The sequence below is a fragment of the Pseudomonas sp. NPDC089758 genome (assembly GCF_044748705.1).
Taxonomy (GTDB): Bacteria; Pseudomonadota; Gammaproteobacteria; order Pseudomonadales; family Pseudomonadaceae; genus Aquipseudomonas; species Aquipseudomonas putida_X.
In genome coordinates, this window is record NZ_JBIVGN010000007.1 from 177756 (window position 1) to 201614 (window position 23859).

Sequence of the window (23859 nt, forward strand, 5' to 3'; positions counted from 1 at the left end):
GTGAGACCGGGGCTTGGGGGAGGTTACTTGATACGCTGGCCTGGTTTTGCGCCACTGTCAGGGCTGAGCAGGTAGATTTCTTCACCGCCAGGGCCCGCTGCCATGACCATGCCTTCGGAGATGCCAAAGCGCATTTTCCGCGGCTTGAGGTTGGCAACCATCATGGTCAGCCGGCCTTCGAGCAGGGATGGGTCAGGGTAAGCCGACTTGATACCCGAGAACACGTTGCGGCGTTCGTCACCGATGTCCAGGGTCAGTTGCAGCAGCTTGTCGGCACCTGGCACCGCTTCGGCCTTGACGATCAGCGCCACGCGCAGGTCGACGGCCGCGAAGGTGTCGAATTCGATCTCTGCCGACAGCGGGTCCTTGGCCAGTTCGCCATTGCCGGCCGGCGCCTGGGCTTGGCCTTCGGCTGCCAGCAGGTCTTCCTTGCTGGCGGCAATCATGGCTTCGACCTTGGCAGGTTCTATGCGGCTCATCAGGGGTTTGAACGGGTTGAGCGTGTGGTTTTCCAGGCGCGACGGGTGGTCGTCCCAGGCCAGCGGCGCGACATTCAGGAACGCCTCGGCGTCGGCGGCCAGCACCGGCAATACCGGCTTGAGGAAGATCACCAGCTGACGGAACAGGTTGATGCCCTGGGCACAGATCGCCTGCACTTCGTCCTGCTTGCCTTCCTGCTTGGCCAGCGACCAGGGCGCTTTGTCGGCGATCCATGCATTGGCGCGGTCGGCCAGGGCCATGATTTCGCGCATGGCACGGCCAAAGTCGCGGGCTTCATAAGCGTCGGCGATGCTCGGGGCAGCAGCCAGGAAGGCCTCGGTCAGCTCCGGGGCAGCGTCGCCGGCAACCATCACGCCGTCGTTGCCTTTGTGGATGAAGCCTGCGCAGCGGCTGGCGATGTTGACCACCTTGCCGACCAGGTCGGAGTTGACCTTCTGCACGAAGTCCTCAAGGTTGAGGTCCAGGTCGTCGACGCCGCGCCCAAGTTTGGCGGCGTAGTAGTAGCGCAGGTATTCGGGCTGCAAGTGATCCAGGTAGGTGCGGGCCTTGATGAAGGTGCCGCGCGATTTCGACATCTTCGCGCCGTTGACGGTCAGGTAGCCGTGTACGTTGACCGCTGTCGGCTTGCGCAGGCCTGCGCCCTCGAGCATGGCAGGCCAGAACAGGGCGTGGAAGTTGACGATGTCCTTGCCGATGAAGTGGTACAGCTCGGCCTTGGAGTCCTTGTTCCAGAACGCATCGAAATCCAGCTCCGGGCGGCGCGCGCAGAGGTTCTTGAAGCTGGCCATGTAGCCGATCGGCGCATCCAGCCAGACATAGAAGTATTTGCCAGGCTCGCCGGGGATCTCGAAGCCGAAGTACGGCGCATCACGCGAGATATCCCATTCCTGCAGGCCGGCATCCAGCCATTCGGCGAGCTTGTTGGCCACCGCATCCTGCAGGGTGCCGCTACGGGTCCACTGCTGCAACATGGCCTGGAAGTCCGGCAGCTTGAAGAAGAAATGCTGCGAGTCGCGCAGTACCGGGGTGGCCCCGGAGATGGCCGACTTGGGGTTTTTCAGCTCGGTCGGGGCGTACGTGGCGCCGCATTTTTCACAGTTGTCGCCGTACTGATCCTCGGCCGCGCACTTGGGGCAGGTGCCCTTGATGAAGCGGTCGGCCAGGAACATGCCCTTTTCAGGGTCGAAGTACTGGGTGACCGAACGGGTGGCAATGTGACCGGCGTCGCGCAAGCGCGAGTAGATCAGGCTCGACAGTTCGCGGTTTTCTTCGCTGTGGGTGGAGTGGAAATTGTCGAAATCCACCAGGAAGTCGGCAAAGTCGGTGCTGTGCTCGGCCTGGACGTTGGCAATCAGTTGCTCTGGCGTGATGCCTTCCTTTTCGGCGCGCAGCATGATGGCCGAACCGTGGGCGTCATCGGCACAGACATAGATGCACTGGTTGCCGCGCAATTTCTGGAAGCGAACCCACATATCCGTCTGGATGTACTCGAGCATATGGCCAAGGTGGATGGACCCATTGGCATAGGGCAGGGCGCTGGTGACGAGAATCTGACGTGGCTCGGACATGGTGGCTCGGCTACTTATCTGGCTCGGGGTAAATTGAAGGTGATCGGCCACTATAAAGGGCTGGCGAATATATTTCACCCCATGGGCGCAACGGCTGACGATTGACGGGTTAGGATAGGCGCCTGTTCGACTAATCGTATGCCAATGGGAGCCTCCATGAGTGCCGTCACCCGTGCCGCCGTCGAAGGCGTGCTTCGTCAGTACACCGACCCTTATCTGAACCAGGACCCGGTCAGCGCCGGCTGTGTGCGTGCCATCGACATCCAGGGCGGGCAGGTCGCTGTGCAGCTGCAGCTGGGGTATGCCGCCGGTTTGTTCAAAAATGGCTGGGCGCAGGTGCTGCAGACCGCGATCGAGAACCTTGACGGTGTCAGCTCGGCCCAGGTAACGATCGACTGCGTGGTCGCCGCGCACAAGGCTCAGGCCCAGGTGCCGGCCATGGCCAACGTCAAGAACATCGTCGCCGTGGCCTCGGGCAAGGGCGGTGTCGGCAAGTCGACCACCGCCGCCAACCTGGCCTTGGCCCTGGCCCGCGAAGGGGCACGAGTGGGCATCCTCGACGCCGATATCTACGGCCCCAGCCAGGGTGTGATGTTCGGTATCGCCGAAGGCACGCGGCCGCAGATTCGCGAGCAGAAGTGGTTCGTGCCGATCAAGGCGCATGGGGTTGAAGTCATGTCGATGGCGTTCCTCACCGATGACAACACACCCATGGTATGGCGTGGCCCGATGGTTTCTGGTGCGCTGCTGCAACTGGTGACCCAGACTGCCTGGGATGACCTCGATTACCTGGTGATCGACATGCCGCCGGGTACCGGCGATATCCAGCTGACGCTGGCGCAGAAGGTTCCGGTTGCAGGCTCGGTGATCGTTACCACGCCGCAGGACCTGGCACTGCTGGATGCGAAGAAAGGCGTGGAGATGTTCCGCAAGGTCAACATCCCGGTGCTGGGCGTGGTCGAGAACATGGCGGTGCACATCTGCTCCAATTGCGGCCATGCCGAGCACCTGTTCGGTGAAGGTGGCGGCGAGAAGCTGGCGGCGCAGTATGGGGTGGAACTGTTGGCTTCACTGCCCTTGTCGATGCTGATCCGTGAGCAGGCCGACAGCGGCAAGCCGACTGCGATTGCCGAGCCACAAAGCCAGATCGCCATGGTTTACCAGGAACTGGCGCGCCAGGTTGGGGCGCGGATCGTATTGCAGGAAGCGGCTGCGCCCGCGATGCCGAGCATTACCATCAGCGAAGATTGATACCCCGGTACAGTGCTGCCGCCGTTTTGGCAGGGCTGCCTTGCAGCCCTTTGGCGGCACTGACCCGCGGTCACAATGGCCTGCAGCGCTTTTTCCAAGGCATAAAAAAACCCGCCTGATGGCGGGTTCTTTTGAAAGCTAGGAAGCTAAATCGACTTAGGCGATTTGAACTTCTTCAGCCTGCATGCCTTTCTGGCCGCGGGTAGCGACGAAAGTAACAGCCTGGCCTTCTTTCAGGGTTTTGAAGCCGTCAGCTTGGATGGCTTTGAAGTGTACGAACAGATCGTCGCCCGACTGAGGGGTGATGAAGCCGTAGCCTTTCTCATCGTTGAACCACTTAACGGTACCGGATTGACGGTTGGACATTTTTCTGTCTCCTTGGACAAAGTAGATAACGGTCAGGAAAAACCCTGGCCGGGACTGAGTGCAAAGAGAGCAGAAAATTCAGCGATGGTGCGATCAGGATCGTGCATCAAACTAGAGATTCTCGGTGTCACGTGCAGCACAGTGGCGTCACCTTAACCCACTTTCCACGACCTGCCAATCTCCAAAACAGCCTTTGATGAAATTCGGATCGGCGGCGGCCGCAAGCCCCGTCTGGCGCGGGATACGGTATGGAACTTTAACCTGAGCGCCGGGACCGGTAATATGCGCTTCTCGTTTTTTCACCTCGCAACTCTCAGGACACCCCCGCCATGAGCATCAAATCGGACAAGTGGATTCGCCGCATGGCGCAGGAACACGGCATGATCGAGCCGTTCGTCGAGCGCCAGGTGCGCGGCGAGCACGACAGCCGGGTGATCTCGTTCGGCGTCTCCAGCTACGGTTACGACGTGCGCTGCGCCGATGAATTCAAGGTGTTCACCAACATCAACTCGGCCACCGTCGACCCGAAAAACTTCGACGCCGGCAGCTTCGTCGACATCAAGAGCGATGTCTGCATCATCCCGCCGAACTCCTTTGCCCTGGCCCGCACCGTCGAATACTTCCGCATTCCGCGCAATGTCCTGACCATCTGTCTGGGCAAGAGCACCTACGCCCGCTGCGGCATCATCGTCAACGTCACCCCGCTCGAGCCAGAGTGGGAAGGCCACGTGACGCTGGAGTTCTCCAACACCACCACCTTGCCGGCCAAGATCTACGCCAACGAAGGCGTGGCGCAGATGCTCTTCCTCGAATCCGATGAAGAATGCGAAGTGTCGTACAAAGACCGTGGTGGCAAGTACCAGGGCCAGCGCGGCGTCACCCTGCCACGCACCTGAGCCGACGAGCGCGGGGAATTAGTTTTCGCTCGGGCACTCCAAGCTAGTGAACAGTGCCGCCATGCATGAAGCGTGGCGGCCCTTGTCAGGAGTTGCCCATGAAACTCGATCCCGCAATCAGTGCGAAGCTGGCTGTCCTGCAGCCCAACCAGATCGGCTTGCTGGCGTGGTCCCTGCTGGCCCACCCGGCTCCCATGCATCTGGGCGGAGTACCAGGTCAGCCCGACCCGGATACCCCGCAACCGGCTCAACCTGGCGACACCCCGCCGATGGAGCCGGGTGAGCCAACCCTGCCCGACGAACCTCCGCCTGCGCCGGTGGCATGAACCCTCGATGACATCACCGTTGCAGGGCCCAGACCTGGTCTGTGCCCGCAAGATAGATACGGCTCTCTTGCCTGGGTTCGACATTCCATCCCCCGGTGAACTCGCCGAACGCCGGTAACAGGCTGACCTGCTGGTCCATCAGGAAGCAGGGCAGCCTGAGCCGCTGGCGAGCGCGGCCGCGCAGGACGAATACCGGGTGCACATGGCCGCACAGCACGGGGTGTTCGGGGTGGGCGACCGGTTCGTGCTGAAGCGCGAACGGTGCCAGCAGCCAAGGTTCTTCTGCTACCTCGATATTCAGGTCGGCTGGAGGATCACCGGCATGGCGGTCGTGGTTACCGCGTACCAGCACGATGCGCAAACCACTGTGCTGTTCTCGCCAAGCCTTCATCTGCGCCATGGTGGCAGGCGCCTGGGCAGTTCGGGCATGCAAGAAGTCGCCAAGAATGATCAACTGCTCGCAGTCACAGGCTGCCAGCAGCGCGTCCAGGCGCTTGAGTGTGGTTTCGGTGGTGCCGCGCGGCACGGGTTGATGCAGCGCGCGGTAGCTGGCGGCTTTGCCGATATGCACGTCCGCGACCAGCAATGCGCGGCGTGCCGGCCAATAGAGCGCGCGGTCTGGCATCAGCCACAGCGTTTGCCCGCAATGCTCGATGGTCAGGTGCTTGCTCATGCTTTCGTGCCTGCGGCTTTTTCGAGGTCCGCCACCATGCGCGCAATGCGATCGGCCAGCTTTTCTGTGCTCAGGGTCTCACGCATACCTTCGACCAGTAGCGTGAAAGCCAAGGGCCCGGGCCGTCGAAGCTCACGCACATCCAGGCGCAGCTTGCTCATTTTCGCCAATTGATCTTGCAAGCGTTCGATCTCCAGTTCCTCACGCAGTACCTCATCGCGCGCCTGGCCAAGCAGCAGGTTATCGGCATCATGTTTGCGAAATACCTCGTAGAACAGCCCGCTGGAAGCCTGGATCTGCCGGGTGCTTTTCTGCGCGCCAGGGTACCCGCCGAACACCAGCCCGGAGATCTGGGCGATTTCGCGAAAGCGCCGCAAGGCCATTTCACTAGCGTTCAGGCTGGCCAGTACATCGTCCAGCAGGTGCTCTGTGGACAGCGCTGCGGGCAGGTGGCTCGCCCAGTCCACAGGGGCTGGGCTAAGCAGTTCGAAGCCGTAGTCGCTGACGGCAATGGATACCGAAAGCGGCTGGTTGCGGCTGACCCGCCAGGCAATCAGGTTGGCCAGGCCAAGGTTGGCCATGCGGCCGGCGAACGGGTAGACGAACAGGTGCCAGCCTTGGCGTGTGGCAAGGGTTTCGGCCAGCAGCGTTTGCGTGGTGGGCAAGGCCGACCATTGCCCTTGGAGTGCGAGCAAGGGCCGCACCGTGCGCATTTCAGGGTCGTCGAAATGGCCGTGGGCTGCGGCGTCGAGTTTTTCCACCAGGGCATCGGCCAGCTCGCTGGACAGCGGCATGCGCCCGCCATTCCAGCGCGCTACGGCGGCTTTGCGGGCAGTGCTGCGGCGTACATAGGCGGTCATGTTTTCCACCCTGACAAGCTCGAGTATCCGCCCGGCGAACACCAGGGTATCGCCCGGGCGCAGGCGGGCGATGAAGGCTTCCTCGACACTTCCCAGATGCTTGCCACCGCCGCCTTTGCTCCAATACTTGAGCTGCAGGCTGGCGTCGCTGACGATGGTGCCGATGCCCATGCGGTGTCGCCGCGCCAGCCGCTCACTGACGACACGCCAGATACCATCGCTGTGGGCCTCGACGCGCTGGTAATCGGGGTAGGCGCCGAGCGAGCTGCCGCCGTGGCAGACAAAATCCAATGCCCACTGCCACTGGCTGTCGCGTAAATCGCCGAAGGCCCAGGTGCTGCGTACCTCGGTGAGTAGCTCAGCGGGGCGAAAGCCGCAGCCCAGCGCCATGCTGACCAAGTGCTGAACCAGCACATCCATGCACAGCCGCGGGGAGCGTCGGGCCTCGATATGGCCTGCCGCAATTGCACTGCGTGCGGCTGCGGCCTCGACCAGCTCCAGGCTGTGCGTCGGCACCAGGGTGACCCGTGACTGGCGCCCCGGCGCGTGCCCGGAGCGCCCAGCCCGTTGCATCAGGCGGGCGACGCCCTTGGCCGAGCCAATTTGCAACACCCGTTCCACGGGCAAGAAGTCCACACCCAGGTCCAGGCTGGAGGTGCAGATCACGGCCTTGAGCGTGCCCTGCTTGAGGCTCAGTTCCACCCAGTCGCGGGTTGCGCGGGCCAGCGAGGCGTGGTGCAGGGCAATTTGCCCAGCCCAGTCGGGGCGGGCGTCAAGCAGGGCCTGGTACCACAGCTCGGCTTGGGCACGGGTGTTGGTGAATACCAGGCTGCTGGCGCTGGTGTCGAGCTCCCGGGCGACCTGAGCGAGCATCTTCAGCCCCATGTGCCCTGCCCAGGGAAAGCGTTCGATGGCCTCGGGCAGGAGTGTGTCGACTACCAGGCGCTTGTCCTGGCGGCCCTTTATCAGCCGGCCGCCGTTGGGCACCAGCACCTCGAGTGCATGCGGCAGGTTGCCCAAGGTGGCAGACAGCCCCCAGGTCACCAGTTGCGGTTGCCAGCGACGCAAACGGGCGAGGGCCAATTGCAGCTGTACGCCGCGCTTGTTGCCGAGCAGTTCGTGCCATTCATCCACCACGACCATGCGCAGGTTGGCGAAATCATCGCAGGCTTTGGCCCGCGTCAATAGCAGGGTCAGGCTCTCGGGGGTGGTGATCAATGTACTCGGCAGGCGCCGGGCCTGGCGGGCGCGCTCGGCGCTGCCGGTGTCGCCGCTGCGCACGCCGACACTCCAGTTCAGGCCAAGGTCGTCCAGCGGCGCTTGCAAGGCGCGTGCGGTATCGGCCGCCAGCGCGCGCATGGGGGTAATCCACAAGACCTGCAATGGCGCCGGCTGCCGCCCTGCGCCCTGCTTGGCGAAGGCGCGCAGTGCGGCCAGCCACAGGGCGTAGGTCTTGCCGGCGCCGGTACTGGCATGCAGCAGCCCCGACTCGCCACGCTCGACCGCCGCCCAGGTTTGCCGCTGGAAGGCGAAGGGCGTCCAGCTGCGCATGCGAAACCAGGCATTGGCAATGTCAGGAGGGCTTGGCATCGGGCCGTCGGGTCCTTCGAAGGTTGTGCTTCTACTGACCATCGGCCCGGTGGTTTGGTTTTACCGGGTCAGTTGGCCAGCAGGTAACCGCTGCGACACACCTGTTCACCGGCGACATGGGCGATGACCATGCCCGTCGTGGCCATGCGCCGAACGCTGCGGGCATACAGCAGGCCAGGCTGGCGGTTGCGCACGGCCGTCACCCGGTCGCTGAGCGGGTCGATGACCTCCGCGACCAGTTGCCCTGCCTCAAGGTACTGACCGGGGCGGGCGTGGTACACCAGCAGCCCACCGAGCGGAGCCGATATCGGCTCTACGGCGGCCAGGGGCGTCGCGGCGCGGGGCAGGGGGGGCAAGGGCGCTGCAGGGCTTTCGATGACTTCGGCGTGAATCAGGTAATCAAGGATCGCCTGGCAGTCATGGCTGGCCAAGTCATGGCTGACATCGGCCTGGCCACGCAACTCGACCGTTACCGACACGCTACCCAATGGGATCGGGAAACGCTTGCCGAAGCGTTGCTGCAACTGCCACCAGACCAGGCTGAAGCATTCGTCGAACGACTGCCCGCCGGAATCGGTGGCCAGCAAGCTGGCCTGGGCACCCAGGTAGCGGGCCAGCGGCTCTACTTGAGGCCAGGCTTCCGGGGTGGTGTAGAGGTGCTCTACCGCCTCGAAGTCGCAGTGCAGGTCCAGAATCAGGTCGGCATCGCAGGCCAGCCGCTGCAGGGTCAGGCGCTGGGACTGCAGCGGTGTGTGTGCCGGATGTGCGTCCAGGCCTCGGCGCAGGTACTCGCGAATCAAGGTACGGTTGTGGTCGGCATCCTGGGTCAGGTGGCCCTCCACCTGGTCGCCGATGGCGTCGGAAAGGTCGACGAAGTTGCGGTTGAAGTTCTCGCCGCTCTGTAATTCGAAACGACCCAGTGGTGCGTCCAGCATCACTTGCTCCAGGCCTACCGGGTTGGCCACCGGCACCAGGACGATTTCGCGGCGCAGGCGCCCTTGCTGCTCCAGTTCGGTCAGGCGACGCTTGAGGTGCCAGGCCACCAGCATGCCGGGTAACTCATCGGCATGCAGCGAGGCCTGTATGTACACCTTGGCGCCACCGCGGGGGCCGAAGTGGAAGCTGTGGAGTTGGCGAATGATGCCCGGTACGGGCGAGAGCAGGTCGTGTGTCGAATGGTGCATGGTGGTCCTGGCTGCGTGGCGAAAACGGTCTGCGACACGGGTCGGCACAAAGATAGAAGCATAATTTTAGCCAGTATGCTTCACCGTGTTGGCTTCTTCAGGCCAGCAGCGCTTGCAGGGTCGCCAGGTCATCGGCCTCCTCTACAGGTTTATCCAGGCGCCAGCGCAGCATGCGCGGAAAACGCACGGCTATCCCGCTCTTGTGCCGTTTAGACAGGGCGATGCCTTCGAACCCCAGTTCGAACACCAGCGTTGGCTTGACGCTGCGCACCGGCCCGAAGGTCTCCACCGTGGTCTTGCGAATGATTGCATCGACCTTGCGCATTTCTTCATCGCTCAGGCCCGAATAGGCCTTGGCAAAAGGTACCAGGGCACGCTCAGGGTCGCCGGGTGGCGCGTTCCACACCGCGAAGGTGTAGTCACTGTAAAGGCTGGCGCGTCGGCCGTGGCCGCGCTGGGCATAGATCAGCACGGCATCCACGCTGAGCGGGTCGATCTTCCACTTCCACCACACCCCTATATCCTTGGTCCGGCCCACCCCGTACAGCGCATCGCGCTGCTTGAGCATCAGGCCCTCGACGCCCAGGCTGCGCGATCGTTCGCGCTGGATGGCAAGCGCGTGCCAGTCCGCCCCTTCGAGCAGAGGCGAAAGCAGTACCGGGGCCAAGGGGTAGGCGTCGACCAGACGCTGCAATTGCTGGCGGCGCTCATGTTGGGGGCGGTTTCGCCAGTCTTCGCCTTGCCACTCCAGCAAATCGTAGGCTTGCAGTACCACCGGAGCATCGGCGAGCAGCTTCTTGCCCAGCGTCTTGCGGCCAATGCGCTGCTGCAGCAGTGCAAACGGTTGCACGGCCAGTGCCTGGTCGCCGCTGGCGTCAGGCTTCCAGACCAGGATCTCACCGTCGAGCACAACGCCGTCGGGAAGGTTCTGCGCCAGGCTGTGCAGCTCCGGGAAGCGCTCGGTGACCAGTTCTTCGCCGCGTGACCATACCCATACATGGCCGTCGCGCTTGACCACTTGGGCGCGGATGCCATTCCACTTCCATTCGATCTGCCAGGCGCTGGGCGGGCCGAGCAGGGCGTCGAACTGTTCGATCGGGGCCTGCAGGGCATGGGCCAGGAAGAACGGGTAAGGTTGGCCACCCCGTTGGCTATGTTCATCGGCCGATTCAGCGGCGACCAACTTGTGGTAACTGTTGGCTGTGGGGCGATGGCTGATGTCGGTATAGCCGACCAGGCGCTGCGCTATGCGTTTGGCATCCAGCCCGGCCAGTTGCGCCAGTGCCCGGGTGACCAGCAGCTTGGATACGCCCACGCGAAAGCTGCCGGTGATCAGCTTCAGGCACAGCATCAGGCTGGGGCGATCCAACTGTGCCCACAGTGGCGGTAGGCGCTGTTGGACCTCTTCGGCGGGCAGCCCACGCAATGGCAGCAGATGGGCTTCGACCCAGTAGGCCAGCCCGCTGTCGCTCCCTTGCTGGTTTTCAGGCAGCAACAAAGAGATGGTCTCCGCCAGGTCGCCCACGGCCTGGTAGCTTTCTTCGAATAACCAGCCCGGCAGCCCAGCCAATGCCGTTGCCAGTTCGCGCAGCACCCGGGTGGGGACCAACTGCCGTGGCCGGCCACCGGAAAGAAAATACACAGCCCAGGCGGCATCCTCGGCGGGCGCTGCGGCAAAGTACTCGCGCAATGCTTGCAGCTTGGCATTGCTGGAGGTCGTGGCATCCAGGCGCAGGTACAGCTGGGCAAAGGCCTTCATGCCTCGGTTTCCGTGGCTGGCGTGTCATCCTCTTCACCGTACTCGGTAACGAACGCTCGCGCGTCCAGGCCCCGCTCACTGAGGTAGCGCACCAGCACGTTGACCGAACCATGGGTGACCATGACGCGCTCGGCCCCTGTCTGTTCGATGGCCCATAGCAGCCCCGGCCAGTCTGCATGGTCGGAAAGTACGAAACCGCGGTCTACGCCGCGCCGGCGTCGCGTGCCGCGCAGCAGCATCCAGCCACTGGCGAAGGCGTCGCTGTAATCACCGAAGCGACGCATCCAACTGCTGCCGGCGGCAGAAGGGGGCGCCAAGACGATGGCCTGGCGCATGAGCGGGTCATTACGGGGAACATCACCGGCATAGAGGGTCTGTGGCAGGTGTACACCGCCCTCTCGGTATACCTGGTTCAATGGCTCTACTGCGCCATGTACCAGGATCGGCCCGATGCTCGGATCCAGGCCATGCAGTATTCGCTGGGCCTTGCCGAAGGCATAGCAGAACAACACGCTGGCCTTGCCTTGGTCGCGATTGGCCCGCCACCAATCATTCACCCCCGCAAATACCTCTGCCTGGCTGGGCCAGCGGTAGATGGGCAGGCCGAAGGTCGACTCGGTGATGAAGGTGTGGCAGCGCACCGGCTCGAACGGCGCACAGGTAGCATCCGGCTCGACTTTGTAGTCCCCGGAGGCAACCCAGACTTCGCCGTCATGTTCCAGGCGTACCTGTGCCGAGCCCAGCACGTGCCCGGCCGGGTGCAAGCTCAGGGTGACGCCGTGGTGGCGGATACGCTCGCCGTAGGGCAGGGCCTGCAGGTCGATATCCTGGCCCAGGCGGCTGCGCAGGATGCCGGCCCCAGGGGCGGCGGTCAGGTAATGCGTATTGCCACGACGGGCATGATCGCCATGGCCGTGGGTGATGATGGCGCGCTCCACCGGCCGCCAAGGGTCGATGTAGAAATCACCGGGCGGGCAGTACAGGCCTTCGGGGCGGGCGATGACGAGGTCCATGGTGATGCCTGGCAAAAGGGCTTACAGGCTCAGAGCATCAGCGTGGCGTGGAAGTTCGGGTGGTGTTGGTAGCCAACCCTGCAGCGCAGGGCTGGCTGCGGGGCTATTCAGCGCAGCGCCATTTTCCAGGCCGCGCCTTTGGTCTGCGCCACGCTGATTTTTTCGGCGTGGGCAATGTTCTTGATGAAGCCACCCTGCACCAGCCTTGGGGAGGTATGGAAGTATTCCCAAGTGGTGGTGCCGTCCTGGCTCTGCAGGTCTTGGCTGTCGTAAGAGATTTCAAGCGTAACTGGCGACGTGGTCGCTGGCGTCGAGAACTCGCCGTCGATCATGCTGTAGCCTGCTTGCTCGTTGCCGGCCCACAGCTGAAGATCAATGGTGCTGCCCTCCGGTACGGCCAGCGATGCAGGCCAGGACACTTCGATCGTCAGGGTTTCTTTGCTCATGCTGAACATCCTTCTTTGATGGGTTGACCGCACTCGCGGTGTGAACGAGCGCGGCAAGAAGGGATGCTAAGCAGCGAGGCGGCAGGGATGCAGATGGAAACCGGACCTATCGTCCGGGTACCAGGGTCAGCCGCTGGTTGCCATAGGCCCGGGCAAAATGCTGCGGCTGGAGTGGCAGGCTCATGAACCGGCCCTTGAACCAGGCATCGAGCCCGTCGCTGTAATGGGCGCTGGCCGGGTTACCGGATTGCCCAGTACTGGTCAGTACCTGTAGGGGTTCTGCCTGGCCGAAGTCGACGACCATGCGCGCCGAGGCCGGCAGGTGCGTGTCGAAATCGCTGCCCCACGCATAGGGCGTCAGGGCCACGGTGCTGAAGTCACCGCCGGCCGCCTGGGGCGAACGGCTCAGCGCATCGCCCAGGCCGTGGTACGCAGGGGCAGGCCAACGGTATTGGTGCAATTTGCCCCATTGCCAGGCGCGGCGGTCGGCACCCAGCTGGGCATTGCCGGCATCCACGGCAGCGGCCAGGCTGCGGGCCAAAATGGCCGGTTTGTCTTCTTTTTGCGCCGTGCTGCGATCATCCCAGAACGGGCTGTCTTCGCGGCCAAGCAGGTGGTCGGCCTGGGCCGAGTAGGACAGGCGCGCATTGCTGACGAACGCCTGCCAGGCAGTGCTGGATTGCGGACCGAGGTCGTCGAGGAAGGTCTGGCGCGCCACTTCCTGGAGGAACAGTTCATACAGCGCGGCATCCGCTGAGACCGGGCTCAGGCGACCATCGAACGCTTTGAGGCGGGCCAGCGCGTCGCGGGCCTTGTCGCGCTGGGCGGCAGGCAGGGCGTCGATCGCTTGCTTGAGCGGTTGGGCCATGCCTGGGGCGTCGAACATCTGCTTGAGCTTGTCGGCCAGCAGCGTCTGCTGGTCGTTCTGCAGGGCCATCAGGCTACGGCTGTCGTGACGGCCATTGCCGGCCAGCTCGCCAAGGCGCTCGGCGCGTTCGGGGTAATACCAGGTGTTGGACAACTGCATGCCGTAGCCGCGCGGCAAGCTGCGCTGGTTGGCATGGGCGATCCAGCCGCTCGGTGGGTCCTGGTCGTAGGGGTGCAGCATCGGGTCGGCGTAACCGTCCCAGTCGTAGCGACCCTCCCATCCCGGGGATGGCAGCAGGCCCTGGCCCTCACGGCGGTTCGGGTAGCGGCCGCTGACCTGCCAGCCAATATGCTCAGGTTCGGCGAACACGAAGTTGAGCGCCACCGCCGCGACCTCGCGGGTGCTGTCGAACGCGCGTTCCACGGTTTGCGCTCGGGTCAGGTCGAACAACGCATCCAGGCTGCGATCACCCTTGGGCTGCGGCAAGTTCAGGGCCAGACCTAGGCTGGGGCTGCCGGGCTGGGCGAGCAGGGTACCATGACGGGTGTCGTACATCACTTCGCGCAGCGGGCGTTGGCCGCGGATGAAGAAGGTTTCGCTGCGTGCGCGTGCGGGCAGCCACTTGCCGTCGGCCAAGTAGCTGACCTGGGTGCCCTGATGGCGCAGCCGCTCCAGGTACAGGTCCTGGTTGTCGGCCATTACCGCGCTGCTGCTCCAGGCCAGCTTGCCGTTGTAGCCGGCCAGGACGATGGGCAGGCCCGGCAGCGACAGGCCTGCAACCTGGTACTTGCCGGTGTGGATCTGCACCGGGCTCAGGGCCCAGGCGGCGCGGCTGTCGCTTGCCAACAGGCTTTTGCCGCTGCGGCTGCGTTGCGGGCCCAGGGCCAGGTTAGCCGACCCCGGGCTGCCGAGCAGGTCGAGGTCGGCGAGCTTCTGGCTGGCGGCTGCGAGCGCAGCCAGGCCCGGTAGTTGGCTGCTCAGGTTCAGCCCCTTCAGCTTTTCCACTTCAGCGTCAGCCAGGGGTTCGTCTGGCGCGCCAGGCAGCAGCCAGGGCAGCTTATCGCTGCCGACCTTCTGCGCCAGGGTCAGGGCACTGAGTTCTTCTTGCAGGTTCACTGACTGGCTGAAGGCATACAGGCTGAAGACCAGCGCCGAATCCTCGGGCTTCCAGTATTCGGGGCGGTAGCCGCTGCTGGCGAGGTTGGCCGGTAATTTGTCACGGTAGCGGAACAGATAGGCATTGACCCCGCGGGCGTAGACTTCGAAGAAGCGCTTGAGCCGGGGCGAAGCATCGGCGTACAGCTCGGCGGCGTTGTGCTTGAGGTTGGCAGCGCGCATCAGGCGGTCGATGTCCAGCGCCTCGCTTCCGGCCAGTTCCGCCAGGCGGCCCTGGGCCAGCAGGCGCATGGCGAGCATTTGCTCGATACGGTCGCCGGCGTGCACATAGCCGAGGCTGAACAGGGCGTCATGGAAGCTGCTGCTTTCGATCAGCGGTGCGCCCATGGCGTTACGGCGTACCGAAACATTCTGCGCCAGGCCTTTGAGCGGCTGCACGCCGGTGGCCGGTGGCACACTGTCCTGATAGCCGCCCAACTGGCAACCGGCAAGCGCGAGCATGCCGAGCAGCGTGGCAGCGGCGGCGAACCGTGGGCGGAAGGGCGGAAGGACGGGGGCGGCCATGACAAAGGCTCCTGCAAGGCGTGGCGGGGGTCGAATGGCGCTAAGGTAGTGAGCGCGCAGGCGCCGTGCAAGGTGCGGGGAAGCTTTATTTACCAGCGGTCGGTAGCTTCAAGCTGCACCAGGTGCGGGCCTGCTTTTTCCAGCAGCTTGAAGCTTGCCGCTTAGCGCTTGATCAGGCCCCGTGGCACTTCTTGAATTTCTTCTCGCTGCCGCACGGGCATGGATCGTTGCGGCCGACGTCTTTCAGAGCATTGCGAACCGGCTCCTGATGGCCGTGATTGCAATGCGGGCCGTGCACATGGCCATGGTCGTGATCATGGTGATGATCGTGTCCGTGGTTGCAGTCGGGGCCATGAACATGGGGTTGTTGGGTCATTGCAGGGTTACTCCGGTATGAAATCACTGGGGATTATCTCACCACTGCGCGATAAGTGCAGGTCCCGGTGGATGATCAGCCCGGTCTCGAGGTCGCCTTGCAAGCGGTAGTGCAGCGGTTGTTCGCTCTTGAGCAGCTTGGCCAGCGGCTTGAGGTGGCGCCACAGGTTGGTCCGCGCGGTGATCTTGAAGGTGCGCCGGGCATGCCCGCCGACACTGCGCCAGATACTGGCCTGATCCTCTACCAGCATCAGATCGTTGAGCCAGACCGAATACGCCAGGTTGCGGATGAACAGGCGGCTGTCATTGGGGTTGTCGATACGCAGGTGCAAGACGAACTCCTGCTCCAGCAAGCGCGCCTTGACTGTCTCGACCTTGACCAGGTGCACCTGCGGGTCGCGCCAGTCATCGTCGCCCCATATCGCGCAACCTGCCAGCAACGTCAGCGCAGCGCTGAGCAGGAACAGGCGGGCCAAGGCCATCACCCTCAGTTACCCACGTAACCGGCGCAGCACTTCTTGAATTTCTGACCGCTGTTACAGGGGCAGGGGTCATTGCGGCCAGCCTTGAGCGCTACGGTCGGGTCGATGAAGTACCAGCGCCCGTCATGCTGCACGAAGGCGGAGCGCTCGCGGTGCTGGTGATCACCCTCCAGATCGTGCCAGCGCGCAGTGAACGTGACAAAAGCATGTTCGGGCTGGCCACCGAGCACCTCGGCGTTCTCCACTTCAAGGCCAAGCCAGGTGCTCTGTGCGCTCCAGGCCGCTATCGCGCTGCGATCCAGACCGCTTCGCTGGGCTGGCAAGGTGGTGGCTACCAGGTAATCGATCAGGCCGAGCACGTAGGCGCTGTAGCGCGAGCGCATTAGTGCCTGGGCATCCGGCGCCGGGGTGCCGGCATGGTAGTGCCCGCAGCAGGCGTCCAGCAGGTTACCGCTGCCACAGGGGCAAACCGAGACACTCATTCATCACCACCAGTACTTGCCGAAGTTTTCAGGGTTGGCCCAGAACCTGGCGTTGAGCCAGTCGGGGACCTGTTTATAGTCATGTAGATCATAGGTGAACAAGCTCAAGACCTGCTCGTCGCGGCGGAATTTCTCGCTGGCCGACAGGGCCAGGGCAAAAAAATCGGTTTCCTGCCAGCCACAGGCGCGCAGGTCGGCCAGCACCGCGACGCGGCTGGCGTTGAGGTTGCGGATGCCGCCCAACAACTCCAGGCCAGTGCGTTTGGGCAAGTGCTCCAGGCAGTCCACCAGTAATGCCAGGTCGAAGCGCTGTGCGGCAACAGGCGCTGCAAGCGCGCCTGGCTGGCAGGTCTCGATCGTCACCTGCGGGTGTGCCTGGGCAAAGGCCTCCAAGGCAGGAAAGCGCGTGCCTACCAGCAGCAGACGTTGCGGGGTGAAGCGCTCCAGCAGGGCCGCCAAGGCTTGCTGGGGTGTACGTTGGGAAAAACCGTCGGTCATTGCCAATCCTCGTTCAGGTCTTCCAAGACTAACGGGCTGTCGGCCGTGGGCAAAGCGCCGTATGACCGTGTCGTGGCTTATTGCTGGCAGGGATCAGATGTGCGGTCTTTACTCCCATGGATCGGCCTTATGCCGATTCCCCTAGGAGAAGCTACGAAATGAGCATAGTACGCACAGCGATACCCCTGGTACTGCTCACCAGTGTGTTGACTGGTTGTGCAGGTTTGCAAAAAACCGACTGGCCGAAGTGTGCTGCCGTCGGGGGCGTGGGCGGTGCTGCCCTGGGTGCCATCGAAAGCTCCAGCTGGGCTGGCTGGGGTGCATTGTTGGGCGGCGGCCTGGCAGCTGGCTATTGCTGGGCCAAGGGCGATGGCGACGAGGATGGCGATGGTGTGCCGGACAGCCGTGACAAGTGCCCTGGCACACCTCGTGGTGTGCAGGTCGATGCCAATGGCTGCCCGCCCGAGCCGACGCCCGTGGTCGAAGAAGTCGTGGTGCAGAAAGAGGAAGTCATCGTCATCCGTGACGTGCACTTCGAGTTCGACTCTGCGCGCCTGACCGCAGCCGACAAGGAGCGCCTGAACACCATTGCCACGCGCCTCAAGCAGGAAGCACCGAGCGCTCGACTGAGCGTCACCGGTCATACCGACAGCGTTGGCTCCGACAGTTACAACCAGAACCTGTCCGAGCGCCGTGCCCACTCGGTGACCGATTACCTGGTCGAGAGCGGGGTGCCACGCGCCAGCTTCGTGTCCGTGGTCGGTGCCGGCGAAACCCAGCCTGTAGCGGACAACGCCACAGCCGATGGGCGTTCGATGAACCGTCGCACCGAGATCAGGATCGAGCGCTGACGGCGTGCGCCTGCGCCTTGAGAAGTGGCGCGGGCGCGTCTTTACTCCTGTAGGCCGGTTGCGGCCAACGACACAGGAGCATTGATCATGAGTGTCATGTCAAAGGCGGCGCTGCCGTTGCTGGTGGTTTCCAGCCTGCTGGCAGGCTGCGCCACCCACAGTGACGGCAGTGCGCCCCTCAATCAACGGACCTGGCCCATCTGCAGCCTGCTCGGTGGGCTGGCGGGCGGCGGCCTGGGCGCTATAGAAAGCTCGAGCTGGGCTGCAGGCGGTGGCGCACTGGGTGTGATCGCCGGCGGCCTGATCTGTTACGCCCAGGATGGGGATGAAGATGAAGATGGCGTGTTCGATCGCCGTGACCGTTGCCCCGACACGCCTGCCGGCACCGCCGTCGACCATATGGGCTGCCCGCTGCCGCAGTATCCGCCCAGCCAACCTGTGCCCGAACCGCAGCCCGAGGTGATCTCCCTCGACGACCAGGGCCAGGTGATGTTCGCGTTCGACTCCGCCGATTTGACGGCGGGCAGCCAGCAACGGCTGCAAAGCCTGTTACCCAGGCTCAATGAGCTGGGGGTATCGCGGATCAAGGTGGTTGGCCATACCGACAATGTCGGGTCCGACAGTTACAACCAGGCCCTCTCCGAGCGGCGTGCCGCCAGCGTCGCACAGTACCTGATCAGCCAGGGCCTGGCCCCGCAGAAGGTGACCAGTGAGGGGCGTGGGGCGAGCGAGCCGGTGGCAGAAAACGACACCGAAGAAGGCCGTGCGCACAACCGGCGGGTGGACCTGCACCTTAACTGAGCAGCGAGGGGAGCAGCAGATGAAATTCATTCTGGGCCTGGGTAAGACCCTTACCATCGCTTTCTGGGGCGTGGTGATGTTCAACCTGATGCTGCCGCAGCCGCTGCCGTTCAACCTGTTGATCACTGCTGCGGGCATTGCTTTGCTGGGCCTGCACTTTCTGGAAGTGCTGTTCTTCAACGGCAGCTTGCGTGGGCGCAGCCACCGCTGGTTCGATCGTTTGCAGATACTGCTGACGGGCATTTTCCATGTGATGTCCATACCGCGGCCGGCAGAACTGCTACGCCGGTAACCGCGAACTGGCTACCGCCACCACCGCCAACCCCAGCAGGAGGTTGGCCCCCACCAGGCGCCGGATCCGGCCTAGCGCCGCGGCGCCTGCGGCCCAGTCTTCGGCTTGCACCGCAGCCTTGAGTTCAGGCAGCAACAGCGCCTGGATCCGCATGAACAGCGCGAACATGGCGATCCCGCCCCCCATCATCACCTGCACATACCTGGGGGCTGTCTCGAAGCCGTTGAAGCGCAGGTGCAACATGCCGACACCGCTTATCGCCAGAATGGCGATCGCCAGCCAGACCCATCTGAAGAAACGTCGGAAAACGTCCACCCAGAGCCGAAGCCGGGCAGGCCCCTCAAGGGCTGCAACCGTGGCAGGGCGCAGCACCAGCCAGGCGAAGAACATGCCGCCGACCCACACAAGGGCGGCCAGGACATGCAGTGTGTAGGGGAGGGCAAAGGCAAGCATCCGGATCTCCATGCGGCACAATGGGCAATAGCGGGGTATGATAGCCGCCCCATGCGAAACACTGAAAATATATCCAGCCCTTCGGGCGCCTGCAGACCATGATCAGCAACGAACTCAAAGCCACCATCCAGGGCGCCTACTCGCGTTTTCTCGAAGCCAAGAGCCTCAAGCCGCGTTATGGCCAGCGCCTGATGATCGCCGAAGTGGCCAAGGTCCTGGGCGACATTGCCTGCGACGACGAAGGCCGCCGCGCGGGCGAGCCTGCCGTGGTCGCGGTGGAGGCGGGCACCGGTACCGGCAAGACGGTCGCCTACAGCCTGGCCGCAATCCCGGCCGCCAAGGCTGCTGGCAAGCGCCTGGTGATCGCCACCGCGACCGTGGCCCTGCAGGAGCAGATCGTCTTCAAGGACCTGCCCGACCTCATGCGCAGCAGCGGTCTGAACTTCAGCTTCGCCCTGGCCAAGGGCCGCGGCCGCTACCTGTGCCTGTCCAAGCTCGACATCCTGCTGCAGGAGGGCCACGCGCAATCGGCTACTGCACAGCTGTTCGAGGAAGAGGGCTTTCATATCGAGGTCGACGAGCGCAGCCAGAAGCTGTTCAACAGCATGATCGAGAAGCTCGCCGGCAATCGTTGGGACGGCGACCGTGACAGCTGGCCCGAAGCCCTGGAAGACCAGGACTGGGCGCGCCTGACCACCGACCACAGCCAATGTACCGGCCGCCACTGCCCGAACTTCCAGCAGTGCGTGTTCTACAAGGCCCGCGAAGGCATGGGTAAGGTCGACGTGATCGTCACCAACCACGACATGGTCCTGGCCGACCTGGCCCTGGGCGGCGGCGCGGTGCTGCCTGACCCGCGCGACACCATGTATGTGTTCGACGAAGGCCACCACCTGCCCGACAAGGCCATCGGCCATTTCGCCCACTTTTCGCGTTTGCGTTCCACTGCCGACTGGCTGGAGCAGACCGCCAAGAACCTGACCAAGCTGCTGGCCCAGCACCCTTTGCCGGGTGATCTGGGTACGCTGATCGAGCAGGTGCCGGAGCTGGCGCGGGAAATCCGCACCCAGCAACAGTTCATGTTCACCTTGTGCGAGCAAGTCGCCGACTTCCGCCCCAGCGAAGACGTGGAGGGGCGAGAGCGCCCGCGCTATCGCTTCGAAGGCGGCGTGGTGCCCGAGCAGATTCGCGAAGTCGGCATCGAGCTGAAAAAGGGCTTCGCCCGCCTCAACGATCTGTTCACCCGCCTGGCCGACCTGCTCAAGGAAGGCATGGACGGCGAGGTCAACATCGGTATCGCCAGCCACCAGGCTGAAGAGTGGTATCCCTTGTTCGGCAGCCTGGTCACCCGCGCCCAGGCCAACTGGGAGCTGTGGACCGCCTTCACGGCCGAGGACCCAGAGGACAGCCCGCCCATGGCCCGCTGGTTGACCCTGGCCGAAAGCGGGGCGCTGTTCGACATCGAGGTCAACGCAAGCCCCATTCTGGCAGCCGAAATGCTGCGGCGTAGCCTGTGGAGCGTTGCCCATGGCGCGCTGGTCACCTCGGCGACGCTGACCGCGCTGGGCAAGTTCGACCGTTTCCGCATGCGCTCGGGCCTGCCGCGCGATGCGGTGACCTGCGTGGTGCCCAGCCCGTTCGTGCATGGCGATGCCGGCCTGCTGCGGGTGCCCGACCTCAAGGCCGACCCGCGTGATGCCGCGGCGCATACCGCTGCGATCATCCGCGAGCTGCCGAACATCGTCGAAGATGCCCGCGGTGCGCTGGTGCTGTTTTCCTCGCGCAAGCAGATGCAGGAAGTGTTCGACGGCCTGGACCGCGACTGGCGCAAGCTGGTGCTGATCCAGGGCAACCTGTCCAAGCAAGAGACCCTGAACAAGCACAAGGCGCGGGTCGATGATGGCCAGCACAGTGTGTTGTTCGGTCTGGCCAGCTTCGCCGAGGGCGTCGACCTGCCGGGTGCCTATTGCGAGCATGTAGTGATCGCCAAGATCCCCTTCGCCGTGCCTGACGATCCGGTCGAGGCGGCACTGGCCGAGTGGATCGAGGCCCGCGGTGGCAACCCCTTCATGGAAATTGCCGTGCCCGATGCATCGTTGAAGCTGATCCAGGCCTGTGGTCGCCTGCTACGTACCGAACAGGACCGGGGCGTGATTACCTTGCTTGACCGGCGTCTGGTTACCCAACGCTACGGCAAGGCTATTCTCAATGCGCTACCGCCCTTCCGGCGGGAGATTTCCTGAAGGCCGGAGCATGATGTGCCGGCCCGTTGTCCACCACTCTGTCGGGGGCCCATGAGGGCCTCACAGGAGAGCCTGAGCCCTATGATCCGCCGCACCTTGCCTGCTGTTCTCACCTTGTTGTTCAGCGCATCTGCACTGGCCGGGCAGCAGACGCTGTTCAGCTTCGTGCGCCCGGCCTCGGTCGTCAATGTGGTGACCGAAGGGGCCGGGATGCCGCAGTACAACGCAGAACAGACCGCAGAAGGCGAGGTGTTGCGGCGGGTGGTGTTCAACCCGGTTGAACGGCCTACCCTGCGCCTGAGCCCACAGAGTGGCGCATGGGATTGGTCGGCTGGGCAGTTTCTGACCTTGCGCCTGCAAAGTGCCATGGATTGGGCGCTGACCGTGGATGTCACGGTGCTGGGCAGCGACGGGCGTACTCTGACCAGCCGTATCGACCTGCCGGCAGGGCCTGCGCAGACGGTCATGGTGCCGCTCAAGGCCAGTTCCCCCCTTAGCCAGGGCATGCGCGCCGGCCCACCGATGCCCTGGAACCATGAGGGGCAACGGTTGCTGCTGACCAGCAGCGCCGGTGAGGTCGATCTCAAGCAGGTGGTTTCCGTCAGCTTGAGCATTCCCGGCCCCAAGGTTGCGCAGAACCTGCTGATCGAGAAGGTCGGTATCCAGGACGATGACCTTGCCTACCAGGCCGCCTACCACGCGCTGATCGACGCTTACGGCCAGTCCACCCGCAGCCGCTGGCCCGAAAAGGTGGTCAACGATGACCAACTGAAAGCTGCCGACAGCCGCGAGCAGCAACAGCTCAAGGCCTGGCTGGCCGAGCATCACAAGCAACAACTGGACATCTACGGCGGCCTGCTGGCGGGGCCGGCGTTCGAGGCCAAGGGTTTCTTCCGTACCGAAAAGCGTGACGGCCGCTGGCACCTGGTAACCCCCGATGGTCATCCGTTCTACTCGTTGGGCGTCAATGCCGTGGCTGCCGATGGCGGGCGTACCTATGTCGCAGGGCGCGAAGGCATGTTCGAGGCGTTACCGGGCGAAGGTGACGCACTCGGCGCCTTTTATGGCGAGAGCAACAACGATGATGGCAATGCCTCGTCGCAGGGGCGCAACTTCAAGAAAGGGCGTTGGTTCGACTTCTATGCGGCCAACATTTACCGCGCCCATGGCAAGCCTTGCCCGCCGGAGGGCGAATCGCAACCTGCCGCGTCCTGCCCGCCGCCTGCGCTGGATAGCGCTCGTTGGCAGGCGCATACGCTCGACCGGTTGCAGGCCTGGGGCTTCAACACCCTGGGCAACTGGAGCGACCCCGAGCTCGGCCAGGCCAAGCGCATGCCTTATACACTGCCGCTGTCGATCGTCGGTGACTATGCCAGCATCAGCACAGGCATGGACTGGTGGGGGCGCATGCCCGACCCGTTCGATCCGCGTTTCGCCATGGCCACCGAGCGTGCTGTGGCCATCGCCGCACGGGACCACCGGGATGACCCCTGGCTGATCGGTTACTTCGCCGACAACGAGCTGGCCTGGGCTGCGCCTGGCAACGACCCGAAGGCCCGTTACGGCCTCGCCTATGGCACCCTGCGTCTGACAACCGATGTGCCGGCCAAGCGTGCTTTTCTCAAGCAGCTGCGTGACAAGTACCGTAACCAGCAGGGGCTGTCCAAGGCCTGGGGCATCGACCTGCAAGCCTGGGAGTTGATGGAAGACCCGGGCTTCGAGGCGCCGCTGCCCAACCCCGAGCACCCTGAGATCGAACGCGATTACCAGCACTTTCAGCAGGTGTTCGCTGAAACCTATTTCAAGACCATCGCCGATTCGCTGAACTGGCATGCGCCCAACCACCTTCTGCTGGGCGGGCGCTTTGCCGTCAGCACACCCGAAGCGGTCAAGGCCTGCGCCGAGTTCTGCGACGTGCTGAGCTTCAACTTCTATACCCTCAAACCCGACGACGGCTACGACTTCGCCCGCCTGGCGGAGCTGGACAAGCCCGTGCTGGTGTCCGAATTCCAGTTCGGTTCGCGTGACCGTGGGCCTTTCTGGCCAGGGCCGGTGGAAGTGGCACGTGAGGAGGAGCGGGGGCCGGCCTACGGCAACTTCCTCAAGGCGGCATTGGCGCAGCCGATGATCGTCGGTGCCCACTGGTTCCAATACCTCGACCAGCCCGCCAGCGGGCGCTTGCTCGATGGCGAAAACGGGCACCTTGGGTTGGTGGCGATCACCGATATGCCGTATCCGGCTTTTGTCGAGGCGGTGCGCAAGAGTAACCGGCAGGCCGTTGGTCAGTTGAGCAGCCTGTTGCACAAAGAGGGCTCTACCTCGGGCACGGCAACCGAAGAGGCGCCCTGAAAAGGGCGCTTTTCTGCGTGATCAACCCGCCTTGCCCAGTAGGCAAAACCGC

Annotated in this window: 22 protein-coding genes; 8 read left to right on the plus strand and 14 right to left on the minus strand. The window is 63.8% G+C overall.

Going from position 1 to position 23859, the window contains the following annotated elements; genetic code table 11:
* Window positions 1-23 precede the first annotated feature (23 nt).
* The gene (gene metG, locus ACIPZH_RS12590) at window positions 24-2069 is read right to left on the minus strand and encodes a methionine--tRNA ligase (RefSeq protein ID WP_400636336.1); all 2046 of its coding nucleotides are present in this window, start codon (window positions 2067-2069) and stop codon (window positions 24-26) included.
* Window positions 2070-2225: 156 nt separating this feature from the next.
* On the opposite strand from metG, the gene apbC reads away from it, so the two are divergent.
* Window positions 2226-3320, plus strand: a complete 1095-nt coding sequence (apbC, locus tag ACIPZH_RS12595; protein WP_267821432.1) for an iron-sulfur cluster carrier protein ApbC — start codon at window positions 2226-2228, stop codon at window positions 3318-3320.
* A gap of 156 nt (window positions 3321-3476) precedes the next feature.
* Here apbC and ACIPZH_RS12600 read toward each other — a convergent pair whose 3' ends face one another.
* Window positions 3477-3686, minus strand: a complete 210-nt coding sequence (locus ACIPZH_RS12600; RefSeq protein WP_016488765.1) for a cold-shock protein — start codon at window positions 3684-3686, stop codon at window positions 3477-3479.
* Between the two features lie 329 nt (window positions 3687-4015).
* Here ACIPZH_RS12600 and dcd point away from each other — a divergent pair, with 329 nt between their 5' ends.
* Both dcd and ACIPZH_RS12610 read left to right on the plus strand, forming a co-directional pair.
* A complete protein-coding gene (gene dcd / locus ACIPZH_RS12605) occupies window positions 4016-4582 on the plus strand; it encodes a dCTP deaminase (protein ID WP_145187793.1) in 567 nt (188 codons plus the stop codon).
* A gap of 98 nt (window positions 4583-4680) precedes the next feature.
* Entirely contained in the window at window positions 4681-4908 is a 228-nt protein-coding gene (locus tag ACIPZH_RS12610) for a hypothetical protein (protein ID WP_012313047.1), read from the plus strand.
* A gap of 13 nt (window positions 4909-4921) precedes the next feature.
* Here the strand turns inward: ACIPZH_RS12610 and pdeM are convergent, their stop codons facing one another.
* The 11 genes from pdeM to ACIPZH_RS12665 all read right to left on the minus strand — a co-directional run bounded on the left by pdeM (window position 4922) and on the right by ACIPZH_RS12665 (window position 16818).
* Window positions 4922-5581, minus strand: a complete 660-nt coding sequence (gene pdeM / locus ACIPZH_RS12615) for a ligase-associated DNA damage response endonuclease PdeM (protein ID WP_400636337.1) — start codon at window positions 5579-5581, stop codon at window positions 4922-4924.
* On the minus strand, window positions 5578-8031 hold the full coding sequence (locus ACIPZH_RS12620) for a ligase-associated DNA damage response DEXH box helicase (protein ID WP_400636338.1): 2454 nt from the start codon (window positions 8029-8031) through the stop codon (window positions 5578-5580). Before ACIPZH_RS12620 ends, pdeM begins: the two co-directional genes overlap by 4 nt.
* Window positions 8032-8099: 68 nt before the next feature.
* Window positions 8100-9215, minus strand: a complete 1116-nt coding sequence (locus ACIPZH_RS12625; RefSeq protein WP_400636339.1) for a succinylglutamate desuccinylase/aspartoacylase family protein — start codon at window positions 9213-9215, stop codon at window positions 8100-8102.
* Window positions 9216-9312: 97 nt separating this feature from the next.
* Window positions 9313-10974 carry an ATP-dependent DNA ligase gene (locus ACIPZH_RS12630; RefSeq protein WP_400636340.1) on the minus strand — a complete coding sequence of 554 codons (1662 nt, stop codon included), beginning with the start codon at window positions 10972-10974 and terminating at the stop codon, window positions 9313-9315.
* The gene (locus ACIPZH_RS12635) at window positions 10971-11987 is read right to left on the minus strand and encodes a ligase-associated DNA damage response exonuclease (protein ID WP_400636341.1); all 1017 of its coding nucleotides are present in this window, start codon (window positions 11985-11987) and stop codon (window positions 10971-10973) included. Before ACIPZH_RS12635 ends, ACIPZH_RS12630 begins: the two co-directional genes overlap by 4 nt.
* Window positions 11988-12094: 107 nt before the next feature.
* On the minus strand, window positions 12095-12433 hold the full coding sequence (locus ACIPZH_RS12640) for a hypothetical protein (RefSeq protein ID WP_400627834.1): 339 nt from the start codon (window positions 12431-12433) through the stop codon (window positions 12095-12097).
* 106 nt (window positions 12434-12539) lie between these two features.
* The gene (locus ACIPZH_RS12645) at window positions 12540-14981 is read right to left on the minus strand and encodes a penicillin acylase family protein (protein ID WP_400636342.1); all 2442 of its coding nucleotides are present in this window, start codon (window positions 14979-14981) and stop codon (window positions 12540-12542) included.
* A 172-nt stretch (window positions 14982-15153) separates the two neighbouring features.
* The gene (locus tag ACIPZH_RS12650; RefSeq protein WP_012313055.1) at window positions 15154-15357 is read right to left on the minus strand and encodes an SEC-C metal-binding domain-containing protein; all 204 of its coding nucleotides are present in this window, start codon (window positions 15355-15357) and stop codon (window positions 15154-15156) included.
* A gap of 7 nt (window positions 15358-15364) precedes the next feature.
* The gene (locus ACIPZH_RS12655; RefSeq protein ID WP_400627838.1) at window positions 15365-15841 is read right to left on the minus strand and encodes an LEA type 2 family protein; all 477 of its coding nucleotides are present in this window, start codon (window positions 15839-15841) and stop codon (window positions 15365-15367) included.
* A gap of 2 nt (window positions 15842-15843) precedes the next feature.
* The gene (locus tag ACIPZH_RS12660) at window positions 15844-16320 is read right to left on the minus strand and encodes a YchJ family protein (protein ID WP_241804894.1); all 477 of its coding nucleotides are present in this window, start codon (window positions 16318-16320) and stop codon (window positions 15844-15846) included.
* A 3-nt stretch (window positions 16321-16323) separates the two neighbouring features.
* The gene (locus tag ACIPZH_RS12665) at window positions 16324-16818 is read right to left on the minus strand and encodes a DUF6231 family protein (RefSeq protein ID WP_241804895.1); all 495 of its coding nucleotides are present in this window, start codon (window positions 16816-16818) and stop codon (window positions 16324-16326) included.
* A gap of 158 nt (window positions 16819-16976) precedes the next feature.
* Between ACIPZH_RS12665 and ACIPZH_RS12670 the strand changes: the two genes are divergently transcribed.
* The 3 genes from ACIPZH_RS12670 (at window position 16977) to ACIPZH_RS12680 (ending at window position 18762) form a co-directional block, all read left to right on the plus strand.
* The gene (locus ACIPZH_RS12670) at window positions 16977-17669 is read left to right on the plus strand and encodes an OmpA family protein (RefSeq protein ID WP_400636343.1); all 693 of its coding nucleotides are present in this window, start codon (window positions 16977-16979) and stop codon (window positions 17667-17669) included.
* An 87-nt stretch (window positions 17670-17756) separates the two neighbouring features.
* Complete coding sequence (locus ACIPZH_RS12675) at window positions 17757-18470, plus strand: OmpA family protein (RefSeq protein ID WP_400636344.1); 714 nt, start codon at window positions 17757-17759, stop codon at window positions 18468-18470.
* Window positions 18471-18489: 19 nt separating this feature from the next.
* Window positions 18490-18762: a DUF1145 domain-containing protein gene (locus tag ACIPZH_RS12680; protein WP_400627844.1), complete on the plus strand. Its 273-nt coding sequence runs from the start codon at window positions 18490-18492 to the stop codon at window positions 18760-18762.
* On the opposite strand, the gene ACIPZH_RS12685 is transcribed toward ACIPZH_RS12680, so the two are convergent.
* Window positions 18751-19215 (minus strand): CopD family protein, encoded by a 465-nt coding sequence (locus ACIPZH_RS12685; RefSeq protein ID WP_241804899.1) that lies wholly within the window; start codon window positions 19213-19215, stop codon window positions 18751-18753. The two genes, ACIPZH_RS12680 and ACIPZH_RS12685, sit on opposite strands and share 12 nt — an antisense overlap.
* Before the next feature lie 98 nt (window positions 19216-19313).
* Between ACIPZH_RS12685 and dinG the strand changes: the two genes are divergently transcribed.
* The gene (dinG, locus tag ACIPZH_RS12690; protein WP_400636345.1) at window positions 19314-21458 is read left to right on the plus strand and encodes an ATP-dependent DNA helicase DinG; all 2145 of its coding nucleotides are present in this window, start codon (window positions 19314-19316) and stop codon (window positions 21456-21458) included.
* Window positions 21459-21539: 81 nt separating this feature from the next.
* Window positions 21540-23807, plus strand: coding sequence for a beta-galactosidase (locus ACIPZH_RS12695; protein ID WP_400636346.1), 2268 nt, complete (start codon window positions 21540-21542; stop codon window positions 23805-23807).
* Window positions 23808-23859: the final 52 nt, after the last annotated feature.